Source organism: Pseudomonas sp. (assembly GCF_002796985.1).
Classification (GTDB): Bacteria; Pseudomonadota; Gammaproteobacteria; order Pseudomonadales; family Pseudomonadaceae; genus Pseudomonas.
Genome location: NZ_PEKX01000004.1, coordinates 45,209 through 59,033, shown reverse-complemented (window position 1 = coordinate 59,033; position 13,825 = coordinate 45,209). Strand labels below are relative to the sequence as shown.

The 13,825-nt window shown below is 66.7% G+C and carries 4 protein-coding genes; 1 reads left to right on the top strand and 3 read right to left on the bottom strand.

What is annotated here, in order from left to right; all coding sequences use genetic code 11:
* Positions 1–11 precede the first annotated feature (11 nt).
* On the bottom strand, positions 12–10,607 hold the full coding sequence (locus CTR55_RS03260; protein WP_296284116.1) for a VCBS domain-containing protein: 10,596 nt from the start codon (positions 10,605–10,607) through the stop codon (positions 12–14).
* 345 nt (positions 10,608–10,952) lie between these two features.
* Here CTR55_RS03260 and CTR55_RS03255 point away from each other — a divergent pair, with 345 nt between their 5' ends.
* Positions 10,953–11,741 (top strand): SDR family oxidoreductase, encoded by a 789-nt coding sequence (locus CTR55_RS03255; protein ID WP_296284115.1) that lies wholly within the window; start codon positions 10,953–10,955, stop codon positions 11,739–11,741.
* A 1-nt stretch (position 11,742) separates the two neighbouring features.
* Here CTR55_RS03255 and CTR55_RS03250 read toward each other — a convergent pair whose 3' ends face one another.
* Together CTR55_RS03250 and CTR55_RS03245 are read right to left on the bottom strand one after the other, a co-directional pair.
* Positions 11,743–12,033, bottom strand: a complete 291-nt coding sequence (locus CTR55_RS03250; RefSeq protein ID WP_296284114.1) for an antibiotic biosynthesis monooxygenase family protein — start codon at positions 12,031–12,033, stop codon at positions 11,743–11,745.
* 286 nt (positions 12,034–12,319) lie between these two features.
* The gene (locus tag CTR55_RS03245; RefSeq protein ID WP_296284113.1) at positions 12,320–13,753 is read right to left on the bottom strand and encodes a PLP-dependent aminotransferase family protein; all 1,434 of its coding nucleotides are present in this window, start codon (positions 13,751–13,753) and stop codon (positions 12,320–12,322) included.
* Positions 13,754–13,825: the final 72 nt, after the last annotated feature.

Genomic DNA, 13,825 nt, shown 5'->3' with positions numbered 1-13,825 from the left:
TTGCGTACGCATCATGGGTTGCCGTCCCGACGTTGGGCGGCGTCGCGCAACTGGGCGCGGAAGCCCCGTGCGGTCTGCGCGGTCTTGTCGGGTTTGGCCACCATGTCGCCGGGCAGGGGCGCCCACAACGACGGATCGGGGAGCAGGCCGTCGGCGCTGAGGCTGATGACGCCGTGGCGGCCGTCCACCCAGTTCTTGTCCAGGGTGGCGGCGCGCCGGCTCTCGGCCACGGCACGGGCGACGAACTGGCCTTTCACCACGCCAAGCTGTGCGCCCAGCGACGGGCTCTCGATCTCCGGCGTGGCGAAGATGTCGATGTCGCTGCCGTCGGCGCCCCAGGCGGAGAGCGACAGGCGATCATCGATGCGCTCGACCACCGGCTGCACGAAGATCGCCGGGTCCACGTCGGGAATCCGATCACGCGGGTAGCCGTCGTCCCCGAAGCGGTCGAAGTGCGGGCCCGGTGGGATGTACGGCGTGGCGATGTCCAGGGTGATGGTCAGTTGGGCATCGTCGGTGGCGCCGGCCAGGTCGCTGATGGTGTAGGTGAAGTAGTCCTTGAGCACCTGCCCCAGACCCGCCGCTGCCAGCACTTCGCGGTTGCTCAGGTCGATGGTGTAGGTGTAGCTGCCGTCGGCGTTGAGGACCAGCGTGCCGTAACGCCCCGCAATGGGCTGGCCGACCACGCCGGCGGCGCCGCTGCCGGCTTCCTGTCCGGCGCGGATGCCGGTGACGGTCAGCGAGTCGCCGCCATCCACGTCGCTGTCGTTGGGCAGCACGTTGCCGGTCGCCTGCGGGGCGGGCGTCTGGTCGGTGGCGCTGTTGCTGTCGTCGCGCGCCGCCGGGTTGTCGTTGGCGCCCTGGACGATCACGGTCAGGCGCGCATCGGAGGTGGCGCCGGCGGTGTCGCGCATGCGGTAGGTAAAGACTTCCTGCAGCTTCTCGCCGGCCGTGCGCATGGCCTGCACGGTGGGGTTGTCGTTGTCGACGCGGTACTCGTAGCTGCCGTCGGCGTTGATTGTCAGCTTGCCATACAGCCCTTGCAGAACGTTGCCGGCGTTGACCGTCGCGCCGTTCTGGTTGGTGAAGTACACGACCGACTTGGTCTCGCCGTACGGCACGCCGTCGACGTCGGTGTCGTTGTCCAGCACGTTGCCGCGAGGGTCGACGCCGGGCGTGCCATTGTTGACGCCGCCCGCTTCCACGGCCTGCGCGTTGTCGTCGCTGGCGATGGGCGTGTCGTTGCGTCCGTCGATGGTGATAGTCAGCAGGCCGGGGGTTGCACCGCCCCAGATGTCCGCGCCCAGGTAGGTGAACTTGTCCTGCAGGGTCTGGCCGCTGGCGCGCAGGGCTTCGACTTCCGCCAGGGAGTTGTCCAGCTCGTAGCTCCAGCTGCCGTCGTCATGCAGCGTCAGAGTGCCGTACTGGCCGCGCAGGCTCTGGCCTGGAACCGTGGCGTCGGCCGGAATGGGGCCGTCGCCGGCCCAGAACGAGACGACGTGCATGACGTCCTGCGGGATGGTGGTGATGGTGTCCGGGTCGGTGTCATTGGCCAGCACGTTGCCCGACGGGTTGCTGCCCGGCACGGCGTTGTGCAGGCCGCCGTCTTCCACGGCGGTGCCGAAGTCCGGCACGGTGTCCGGCGCCTGGTTCCGGCCGCGGACCAGGATGATCAGCGTGGCCTGGTCGTTGAGTCCGCCATCATCGGTCACCTGGTAGGTGAAGGCTTCCAGAGCGAAGGCCAGCGGGCCGAGGGCGATGATGTCGGGGTTGGTGTTGTCGACGAAGTACTGGTAGCTGCCGTCGGCGTTGATCACCAGGGTGCCGAAGGCGCCGATGATGGTCTGCGGGCTGCCCGGCGTTACCGCCACGGTGTTGATCTGCGCGCCTTCCGGGCCTACGGCAATACTGGTGACGGCCATGTGGTCGCCGGCATCGACATCGGTGTCGGCGCCGATGCCGGCAAAGATCCCGGTCAGGCCTGTGATCACATTGCCGCTGGGGTTGCGCCCGCCACTGCCATCGAGGTTGGCCACGGCGTAGTTGATGTCGTCGTTGGCCACCGGGGCGTCGTAGCGGCCGTCGATGGTGATGGTCAACTGGGCGATGGAGCTGGCGCCGTCGGCGTCGTGCATGCGGTAGGTGAAGGCCTCGGTCAGGCTGTCGCCGTTCTTCAGCGCCTGCACGGCGGCCAGGCTGTCGTTCACCACGTAGGTGTAGGTGCCGTTGGCGTTGAGGGTCAGGGTGCCGTAAGTGCCAGCGATCACGCCGCCGCTGGCGGTCAGGTCGACCAGCGTGCCGGCCGCGCCTTTGTCGCCGGTGCGCGCGGCGTCGACCACGTGGGTTTCGCCGTAGGCGGCGCCGTCCACGTCCAGGTCGTTGGGCAACACGTTGCCGGTGGCGGGCGCGCCGGGCGTGGTGTTCAGCGTGCCACCTGCCTCGATGGCGGTCTTGGCATCGTCGGCGGCGATGGGGACATCGTTCTGCCCGTGGATGATGATGGTGAAGGTGCGGGTGACGGTCTTGCCGTTACCGTCGCTGACGCTGTAGGTGAAGACGTCACTGAGCGTGTCGTTGTAGGTACGCAGCGACTGCACCGCCGGATCGAGGTTGTTGACCACGAAACGGTAGCTGCCGTCGGCGTTGAGCAGCAACATACCGTAGTTGCCGGCCAGGTCCGCGCCGACGTTGCCGCTGACGCCGTTGGCGTTGACCACGGCGGTGATGGTCAGGGGGTCGCCATCAGGGTCGACGTAGGAGCTGCGGATGTTGCCGGTCGGGTCCAGGCCCGGAACCACGTTGAGCAGGCCGCCGGCTTCGGTGGCATGGATGACTACCGGCTGCACGATGGGCGGGTCGTTGACGCCGCGCACGGTAATCACCAGCTGCGCCTGATCGGTCAGCCCACCGGTGTCATGGATGCGGTAGGTGAAGATGACGTCCAGGCTCTGGTTGGCGGTGAGGGCGCGGATGGCCGGGTCGGCGCTGTTGACCACGAAGCTGTAGGTGCCGTCGTCGTTGAGGCTGAGTTGGCCGAAATTGCCGCTGACGATGCTGCCGTTGGCCAACCGCGCAACGGTGCCGGTGATGGTCGTGGCGATGCCGGCGGTGACGCCGGTCAAGGTCCCGCCAGCGGTTTCCAGGCCGGAGCGCACGCCGTCGACCTTGAGCTTGTCGGCGTTGGGGTGGTCGGCATTGTCAACGTCGGTGTCGGTGCCCACCCCGGCGTTGCCGGTGATCACGTTGCCGCTGGTGTTAACGGGTGCCGGGCTGCCGTCGCTGGCGCCGGCCGTGGCATTAGCGTGATCGTCTACGGCCACCGGCGCATCGTTGGCGCCCTGAATGGTGATGGTCAGGGTGGTGATGGCGCTCAGGCCACCCTTGTCGGTCACCTGGTAGGTGAATTGTTCGGTGAGTAGGGGGTCGCTGGGGGACAGCGCCTGGACCACGGGATTGTTGTTGTCCACCACGTAGCGATAGGTACCGTCGGCGTTGATCGTCAGGCTGCCGTAGAGGACCTTCAGGGTCACCGGCGCCCCCGAGGCGACCGGGAAAATTTGTCCGCCGCCAATGCCGTCGTAGCGCACCAGGCTGACTGACTTGGTTTCGCCCAGGGCTACCGAATCCACGTCGGTGTCATTGGTCAGCACGTTGCCGGTGGCATCCTGGCCACCGCTGGTGTTGTTGGTGCCGCCCGCTTCGATGGCGGGGCCGGTATCGGCAAGGGCAGTCGGCGTGTCGTTGGCGCCGTGGATGTCGATGGTCAGGGATGTCGAGCTGCCGAGGCCGCCGCTGTCGGTGATGAAGTAGCCGAAGGACTCGCGCAGCACGTCGCCCGCGGTACGCAGCGCCTGCACCTCGGTATTGGCATTGTCGACCACGTACTGGAAGCCGCCGCCGGCGGTGATGAAGAGCGTGCCGTAGCGGCCGGCGAGGCTGACCACGCCGGCAGTGGGCACCGCTACGAAGCCGCCGGTCGAGTTCTCCAGGCGGGTTACCCTGAGGAAGTCGTTGTTGGTGTCGATGTCGACATCGGTGTCGTTGGTCAGCACGTTGCCGGTGGGGTCGACGCCGGGGTCGGCGTTGTTCAGGCCCCCAGCCTCCAGGGCAATGGCGATGTCGGGGTGGGCGATGGGAGCGTCGTTCACCGGGTCGATGACGATGTTCATCGTGTCGCTGTCGAACAGCGCGTCATCGGAGCTTTCGCCGGGTATGCCGTCGCCGTCCTTGTCGCCGAAGTTGCCCTGGTCATTGGTGACCATGGTCAGGGTTTCGGGATTGCGGAAGGTGTTGAAGTCCTGGTCGCCCTTGTAATAGATCTGGCTGAGCAGGACGTTTATCTGCTGCAGGGTACCGGTGAGCGTCAGGCTGCGGCCGGCGCCGGCAGGCGGTGCGTCGGTCGGCCCGGGCGCTGTCCCGGTCTGCCAGAGCACCCCGTGCCGCACGCTGAGGGTGACGGTCATGATGCCGTCGGCATTGCCGGCGTTGACGTCCACGTCGCTGGTGGCCAGGCCGATGATGTGCAGCACGGTGTCCTCGACGCCATGCTGGTCGGCGACGGTGTTGATCGGCGCTTCGTTGAGGTGCACGTAGCCGGCGTTGGCGATACCAATGGCGCCTTCGCCCAGGTTCAGGTTAATGGTGCCCAGGCCCACGGTGGCAGCACCGGTGTCGGTGTCGACACGTACGTGGAAGCGGTTGTTGGTCGTCTGATCGAAGGTCTGCGCCACCGCCACCTGATAATTGCCCGCGGGCAGGAGGGCGAATTGGTAGGTGCCGTCGCTGGCGGTCAGGGTATTGAAGCTGCGGTCGTCGGCGTTGCCGAACACGCCGTCATCACCGGCCCAGGTAAGGTCGACTCTGATGCCGCCCAGGCCGGGCCCGTCGGGCGTCACGCTGTTGTTGGCGGAGCGCGTGTCGTCCCACAGGGTGCCCCGCACCACGCCCATGCCGGCACCGTCGCTGAGGACGTAGTCGTTCAGCCCACCCGTTCCATCCTGGCCGGTCCGTTCGCCATCGGCGCTACCGGCGGTCAGCGGCAGCGAGCCGCTCCAGCCGTTGTCCTCGAAGCTGGTGGGCAGGCTGGTCCAGGTCAGCACCGCTGAACTGTTGCTGTCGTCGGGGATGATTGTGTTGGGCAGGGTGACGCTATAGAGCACTTGCACCGTGTCGTTGACGTTCAGCTGGGCGAAGGTGACCACGATCTCGCCGCCACTGTCGCTGGCGGTGACGCCCGTCGGCAGGTTGCCCATGGTGTAGGGCGTGCCGTTGATGATGATGCTCTGGATGGCGTAGTTGCTGCCGCTGGGGAACTTGTCGTGCAACGCTACGTTGTAGGCCGGTACTTCGCCGTTCTGGGTGAAGCCGACCGAGACCGTGGCGGTGGTGGTGTCGGGGGCGCTGCCCGCGGCGATGTCGATGACCGTCTTGTCCATCGCGGTGAAACCGGGCTCTACCACGTGCTCGAAGATCGTGGCGCTGTGGCCGCGGTCGACCCCGCCGCCGGTGCCGACGTGCTCGAACACGTTCATGCTCAGCTGCGCACCGCTACTGTTTGAGGCGATGTTGGCGACGCGCACGTTGAACTCCAGGATCACCCCTTCGATATCGCCGTCGTTGACCTCGTTGTTGGTCAGGTTGCCCAGGTTGAAGGTGATGGTCCGACCATCAGGGGAAATCTGCAGGCGCCCGCTGTTGATGTTGAAGACGCCGGTGGGCTTGTCGCCGGAGAGGTCCGGATGGATCGGCAGCGACACGTCGCTGTTCTGGTTGCCGACCATCCCCAGGGTGCCACTGCTGATCAGGTCAGTGGCGTCTGTGGTGAGGCCGCCAATGGCGCTGGAGCCCAACGCGATAAGGATGTTGTTGAGGTCCGCGGGAATGAACTCCAGCCCGGCGGCCAGCTCGATGCGGATCTGGTACTCGGGGTTGACGCCGGTGGGCACCACCACGGCCACGCGGTAGCGGACGATTTCGCCGACCACCACGTTTTCCTGCAGGCCGGCGGTATCGGTGGCACCGGAGGAGTTGGTCGCCGGCGGGGTGGCGTCGAGGCCGCCGACGCGGGAGACCTGGATGCCGTTGGTGACGGGAATCAGCAGCGTGTTGATCTGGCGGTAGTCGTTGAGCACCCCGGAGTTGAGCAGTCCGTCGTCGCCGCTGCGCTCGCCCGCAAGGGTATCCGTGGTGTTGTCGGTGCCGTCCAGGCTGGTCCAGCGCACCACGACGTTGTTCGGGATAACCGCCTGGCCGGCGGCCGAGGCGTTCACCACACCGGTCAGGTGGATGACGATGCTGCCGCCGTTGGCAATGTCGATGTTGGCGCCAGTGGCGGTGAGTAGTTGGCCGTTCTGGATGATGAAGTCGACGCCGCCATGGTTGCTGGCGCCACCGCTGTAGGTGATGGCGCCGTCGAAGGTCAGGTTGGTGATCTGCGTGGGCAGCAGGTCCAGCAGGCTGAGATCGAAGGCGTCGGTGCCAGAATTGTTGCTGATGGTGATGTTGAAGGTGACGATGTCGCCCTGGTCGAAACCGCCATAGGTCGGGGTTGCGGTGATCTGCTGGGTCACCGTCAGGGTCGGCTCGACGATGCTCACCGAGGGCTGCTGCGGGCTGGCGACGGTGCGGTCCAGCGCCGTCGCACCATTGGGCGTGTCGCCGTCCGGGTCGCTGTAGGTCAGCTGCGCGCCGTTGTTCAGGGTGACGCCTTGCTGGTTGCTCTGCACGTTGCTTGCCACCAGCACCAGGCGGATGACGAAGGCGTTGTTGCCGATGTTGTTGTCTGCCGTGGAGCCGGCGGCACTGAACAGCAGGTTCAGGTCGCCACCATCGCTGCCATCGCCGCTGAAGGTGAGGACGTTGACAGAGCCGGCGAAGGCCTGCGTGAGCGCGCCGCTGAACGGATCGATGCCGTTGTTCGCGGCGTTGTAGATGATCTGGTAGCCCGCACCGCCGAAGGCCGTGAGGTCCAGGCGCAGCCCTGGGGGGATCAGGTCTGAAAGACGCAGGTTGGCGGTGCTGCCTTCGGGCAGGCTGACGACGATGTCATAGGTCATCGTCTCGCCGATCACCAGGTTGCTGCCGGTGGTGTGGCCGGCGCTGGAGTCGTCGCTGGTGAGGCTGCCGTTCTGGTAGGTCTTGGTGATGGTCGGCGCGGCCACCTGCTGGTTGGCGACCTCGACGATGTCCACCGGGGTGAAGTCCTGGCCGCCTTCGACGCTGGCGTAGTTGGTCAGCGCCGCGCTGCTTTGCAGAGTGCTGGAGGCGAGGATGGCGTTGTTCACCGTGACGTCGTAGGTGATCACCACCACATTGCGCCCGGCGGCATCGTTGCCGTCAGGCGCATTGGTGCGGCCGGCGAGCAGGGTGCCCTGGTTGTTGGCGTCGAGGAAGGTAATGGTGTTGCCGTTGACGCTGTAGTCGGTGCCCAGTACCAGCAGGGCGCCGTCGCCGCGATAGATTTGCAGGTTGGCAGCCGAGAGGCTGCCGCCAACGAAGGCCAATCCCGCTGGCAGGGTGATGCTGGTGGCTACGTCGAAGGCGTTGCCGCCGCCGCTGTTCTTGATCGCGGTGGCCAGGCGCAGGGTGTCGGCGCCGTCGATGCCACTGATGTTGCCGTCTACCGCCGCGAGGCTGGTCACGTTACTGCTGAAGGGGACGCCGCTGGTACCCGGCTGGGCCCAGGCGCCGATGGTCCCGGTGACCGTGCCGTTGGTGCTGGAAACCACGCCGTGCTTGATTTCCAGCACTGGCTCGGCGACCGACTCGATGACCGCGACGTCCGAGGAAATCAGCGGCGTCTTGTCGATGGTGGTGGTCTGGCTGGACTGCGCCAGCACGTCGAGTTCGCGCTGGTCGGCATAGGGCTGGTCGCCGACCACCATGGTGAAGCGCACTTGTACGGTGCCGCCGTTGAGCCCGCCGGAAACATAGTTGCCGAAGTCGAAGATGATCGAGTTGCCTGCCCCGGTGGTGACGCTGTCCGGCACGTCGAGGATGGTGTTGCCGGCGCCGAAGCTCCACTGGCCGACGCCGTTGCCGATGCTCCAGTTGATGCCCGCCGCGTTGAGCAATGGCAGCGGCAGGTAGGCGGTGAGCTTGAAGTTCTCGTAGTCCGCTACCAGCAGGTCATAGGTAATGGTGAAGGTGACCACGTCGCCCGGGCGCAGCTCGCCGTTGGCCGGCGGGTTGCCGCCGTTCACCTGGGTCAGGGTGATATCGATGTTGGAGGTGTCGATGGTGCTGGTGGTGCCGGAGCCATCGGTCTGCTCGCCGCCAATGTTCACCGAGTCGCGCAGCACGCTGGCGTCCACTACCGCGTTGTTGCTGACGCTATCGCCCTCGTTGAGCTGGTCGTGGGGCGGGTGGTCAGTGGTGTAGGTGGTGTCGATGGTCGCGTCGTAGACGATGGTCAGGCGCGTGGCAGCTTCCTGCGCATCGCCGTCCCACAGGTCGCCGAACAGTGCGTAGACCCCTGGCCCCTGGACGGCGGCGGCAATCGACTGGGCGATGTCGAACACCAGGGTGGTACTGCCATCGGCGTTCACGGTGGCGGTGTAGATCACTGGAATGACCTGCGTGCCGCCGTGCTGCTGGATGACGATGCTGGGCGGGTTGGCGGCGGAGAATGTCTGGCCGTCACTGAGCTGGTCGGTGACGGTGAAGCGGCCCTGGCCGAGGATGTTCCTGCCGAAGGCATAGAAGTCGGAGATGGCCACGTCCATGGTGTAGCGCAGGGTGTCGCCGGGCGTGATGCCGGGGGTGCCGACGTCGGTCTGCAGGTTCACCGTCTTGAGCAGGGTGATCGACTTGGCGACGAAGGTGATGCCCGCGCCGTCGCCGGTGACGGTGAACGGATAGCCGTCCGGGTCGGTTGGGTTGACCGGGCGATCGCGCGTGTCCAGCGGGTTCCAGTCGCCGTTCACCGTGGCGGTGCCGAAAGTGATGGTGCGCGGGTTGCCCGTGGCAGGGTCGAGCACCGGCCGCCCGGCCGCGTCGATCTCCGGCACGTAGAAGCCGACCGTGGTAGTGCTGGCGGCGCTCAGGGTGTCGTAGTGGATGCTGTAGCTGGCGACGAAGGCGTTGGGGTTGTTCAACGCGGCCTGGATCAGCGTTGGGTTGGTCAGCACGGTGCCGTCGTGCAGGGTGACCGAGGTCAGGGTGCCGCCCGTACCGGGGGTGATGGAGCTGACGTGGACCTGGTCGGGCACCGTCTGGGTCACCGTGACGTTGGTCAGGGTCTGGCCGGTGGCCGGGGTCACGGTGACCGTCTCGGTGCGGGTGAAGTTCGGCCCGGTGACGGTTTCACCCTCGGGCATGTTCACCGTCTGGGTGACCGACAGCAGGGTCGGGGTGACCACGAAGCTATGCAGCGCGGCCTCCACCAGCGTCGGGTCCTGCGCGGGGTTGTTCAGCGAATCGTTGCCGTACTCGAAGCCGCCACGGGCGTTGATGGTGAGGTTGGGCGCACCGTCGGAATAGCTGGTATCGGCCAGGTTGCTCAGTTGCGCGGTGACCTGGATAGCGATCGCCGGCTGGCCACTGGTGACGCTGGCGTAAGGCAGTTGCAGCACAACCATCTGGTCGCCCGGCTTCATGCCGACGCTGGCGGCGTTGATCACCAGGGCGTTGCCATTGGCATCCTTGGCCAGCGGGTGGGTGGCGTTGCCGCTGGCGTCGAAGGGGATCACGTAGCGGTTGACCACCTGGCCCAGGTAGGTGGCGGAAACGAAAGTGGCGCCGTCATTGCCGTCGCGCCCGGTGGCCGGCATGAACAGGTCGATGTAGGGCGCGAAACCGACCTGGGTGGATGGGTTGCTGAAGATGACATCGAAGGTGAATTGGTCGCCCAGGCGCACCGTCGAACCACCGCTGCCCATGGCCACCGTGGGGCTGGCGTCGGCCAGCAGTCCCTGGAAGCTCACCAGGGTGTCGGCGCTCAGGGCGATGGATTTGTCGATGTCGCCGTTGCGGACTTCCAGGTTCCAGTCGCCGCCGGCGCTGCTGGCGCCGGTGGCATTGCTGGAGGCGCCGACATCCGCGCCGGTCCAGCGCGCCAGCTCGTTGACCAGCGCCTGCCCGGTGCTGCCCGAGCCCACGTCGCAGCCGTAGAGCTGGATATCGGCACCGGCATTCAGCTCGCCGCGCCAGGCACTCAGCCGGTCGCCGAGCTGGTCGACGCTCTGGCTGGTGAAAGTCTGGTTGCCCAGGGTGAACTGGCCGGTGGCGCCATGGGAGAAGATCTGGATCGAATCGACCTTGCCCAGTTGCGCCAGCGCGTTGCTGATCGCCGCAATGGCGTCCTGACCGGCATCCACCACCAGTGCGGTGGTGCCCACCGGCAGGTTGGCGGCGAGCTGGTCGCGGTTCTCCAGGCGTGCATCGATCACCACCAGGTTGCGCGGCGCCGCTTGCGCGGGCGCGGCTGCCTGCGCGCGGGCCTCGACGGCGGTGGCCGGCTTGGCCGTGTCCTTCGCCTCGGCGGCGGTGCTGTCGTGATGCTGCTGATCGACCGCCGCGGCGGCGGCGCCGTCGAACAGGATGCGTTGTTCCAGGGCCAGGGCGTGGGCGGCTGGCTGGAAGAGTTTCGAGCGGTATTTGGCCTGCATTTCCCTATTTCCGGCTGGTCAATCCCCAGAGAAAAGCAGTGCTACACATATCTGCTTACGGAATTGACGCTAGTCGGGAATGGAATTTTCGCCAGCAGAACAGAGACATAAGCGACAAATAGACGCGATTTTTTTCTCAGAAATGTAACAGTCTTCCTACAAAACATCGGCTGCAGGCCTCGTCGGCGCGGCTGCCGACGGACCCTCGAAAGCGAGCCAATGGCTGTGCTGAAACCTGTCCGAGGCGTCAACCGGCATTTTTCACACGTCTGACGGGCTGGCTGGCGGCCGTTGGGAAGCGCCGCCTATGCTGACTCGTCCGTTCCCGACTACTGGAGAGTCCCCATGAACCTGCATCTGTCCGACAAGCTCGCCCTGGTCAGCGGTTCGACCAAGGGCATCGGTTTCGCCATCGCCCAGGGCCTGGCCGGCGAAGGCGCACGGGTGATCCTCAACGGCCGCAGCCAGGCCTCCGTGGATGAAGCGCTGGGGCGGATTCGCGCCGGGCAGGCGGACGCCAGGGTGGAAGGCTTCGCCGGCGACCTGTCGGACCCGCAGCAGATCGCCGCGCTGGTGCAGCGCTACCCGGCGGTGGACGTGCTGGTGAACAACCTGGGCATCTTCGATCCCAAGCCTTTCGAGGACATCCCGGACGAGGAGTGGCTGCGCTTCCTCGACGTCAACCTGCTGTCCGGCGTGCGTCTGTCCCGCGCCTACCTGCCGGGCATGAAACAGAAGAACTGGGGCCGGGTGGTGTTCATCAGCAGCGAGAGCGGCATCCAGATTCCCGTCGAGATGATCCATTACGGCGTCACCAAGACCGCCCAGCTCGGCCTGTCCCGCGGGTTGGCGGAAAGCTGCGCGGGCACCGGGGTGACGGTGAATGCCGTGCTGCCAGGGCCCACCGCGTCGGAGGGCGTGGGCGACTTCGTCGACAAGCTCTCGGGCGGCCAGCCGTTCGAGGAATTCGAGGCCGAATTCTTCCGCACCGCCCGCCCGGGTTCGCTGCTGCAGCGTTTCGCCCGCCCGGAGGAGATCGCCAACCTGGTGCTCTACGTCTGCTCGGAGGCTTCGTCCGCCACCAACGGGGCGGCGTTGCGGGTGGATGGCGGGCTGGTGCGTTCGGCCTTCTGAGTCAGTCGACGCTGCGGCTCTCGAATTCCAGGCCCAGCGCCAGGTCGCCGCAGCCAAGCTGGCCGAGCCAGTGTTGCGCTTTCGGGCCGGACAGGTGCGCCTCCAGGGCGGCCTGGCTGACCCAGCGCGTGAGCACCTGCCAGCGGTCGGCGGCCAGCTCCTGCAACTCGCTGCCCTGACAGCCGGGTTGCTGGCGGACCTGCATGATCAACTCGTTCAGATGGTTGCCCAGCGCGGCAGCCTGGCCGGGGAATGCCTGGACGCGAACGATGGCAAGGGCGGACGGGGACATGGCGAGGCTCCTTTTGCTGGCGGGGTAGATGGCCATTGGGCGCTGACGTCGGGTCTCGGGAAAGGCCGGAACCGGCTTTCAAAGCCGCTGCTGAAAGGTTAAGGGCGCGCCGCTTCTGGCTGAACCGCCAATTTCGGGGAAAACCGCCGGGCCAATCTCATGACGGCGCTATCCATGTGCGTAGGAGCGGACTTCGTCCGCGACGGCCAAGGTCCGGCACGATACGGCCGGGAAGCGATCGCGGACAGAGTCCGCTCCTACGCTCCCGGAGGCATCCAGGCTCGATTCAGGTCAACTGCTGCAACAGGTCGCGCAGCTTGTCCAGCGCCGGGTCGATGTCCAGCGTGTCGATGGCGCCGAAGCCCAGCAGCAGGCCGTCACGTACCGGCACTTGCTGGTGGAAGGGCGCCAGGCCATACAGACCCACCTCGACCTTGCGCGCCAGCTCGCAGAGCAGCGCCACGTTGGTCGGCTGGCGCAGCAGCGCGGTGAGGTGGAATCCGGCGACGGAGGGCACCACTTCCAGCCAGGGTGACAGGTCGCCGGCCAGCCGCGCGAGGATGCGCTCGCGGCGCCCGGCATAGATGCCGTGGCAGCGGCGGATGTGCTTGAGCAGGTAGCCTTCGCTGATGAACTTGGCCAGCGCCCATTGCGGCAGCGTCGAGCTGTGCCAGTCGGAAATCTGCCGGGCGCGCACCAGTGCCGGGAACAGGCTGGGCGGCGGGATCAGGTAGCCCAGGCGCAGCTCCGGCAGTAGCACCTTGGAGAAAGTGCCGATGTACGCCACCACGCCGTGGCGATCGAGGCTCTGCAGCGCGTCGGTGGGCCTGCCTTCGTAGCGGAATTCGCTGTCGTAGTCGTCCTCGATTACCAGCGCGCCGAGCTCCAGCGCACGCGCCAGCAGGGCCTCACGGCGTGCCGGGCTCAGCGGCATGCCCAGCGGGAACTGGTGCGAGGGCGTGGTGTAGATCATCCGCGTACCGTCGGGGATCAGATCGACGCGGATGCCTTCGGCATCCACCGGCACGCTGGCCACCTCGGCACCGAGGGTCTGGAAGATCAGTCGCGCCGGGGTGTAGCCAGGGTCTTCCATGGCCACCTTGTCACCGGGGCGAAGCAGGACGCGGGAGAGCAGGTCCAGCGCCTGCTGCGCGCCGTTGCAGACCATCACGTCGTCCAGCTGGCAGTTCACCCCGCGGGCATAGGAAATGTGCCGGGCGATACCGTCGCGCAACGGGGCGATGCCCTCGGGCGCGCTGTAGTGTCCGCGCAGGCCGGTCATCTGGCGCAGCGCGTGGTTGACGCAGCGGCGCCATTCCTCCTGGGGAAATTGCAGCAGGGTGGTGGTGCCGCCGATGAAGTCGGCCTTGGCGGTGCCCTCGGCGCCGGGGTGGCGCAGGCGGGTGTCGAGGTTGGCCCAGCGGTCGATGTTGTCCTGGCTGGCGAAGCGCACGCCAGCCTGGCGCCGGTCGTGGCGCGGCAGGTGGGTATTGACGAAGGTGCCGCTGCCGATCTTGCCCACCAGCACGCCTTCGTAGGTGAGCTGGGCGTAGGTGTCGGAGATGGTCTTGCGCGAGATGCCCAACTGCTCGGCCAGCAGGCGGCTGGGCGGCAGGCGGGTGCCGGCGGCGAGGCGTCCGGAGTCGATGGCTTCGCGCAGCTGGCGATAGAGTTGCCCGGCGAGATCCTTCTGGCCGTGGATGATCAGGTGCAGCTCCAAGGGCGGACTCCACGGACTCAATAGAGGTTGTCGGTGGCGCAAGCGTAGCGCTGGCGGGTGATGCGGTGAAGT

Excerpts from the sequence above, each read along its gene's own strand:
- CTR55_RS03260 (WP_296284116.1), bottom strand. The coding sequence starts at position 10,607 with ATGCAGGCCAAATACCGCTCGAAACTCTTCCAGCCAGCCGCCCACGCC.
- CTR55_RS03250 (WP_296284114.1), bottom strand. The coding sequence starts at position 12,033 with ATGTCCCCGTCCGCCCTTGCCATCGTTCGCGTCCAGGCATTCCCCGGC.
- CTR55_RS03255 (WP_296284115.1), top strand. The coding sequence starts at position 10,953 with ATGAACCTGCATCTGTCCGACAAGCTCGCCCTGGTCAGCGGTTCGACC.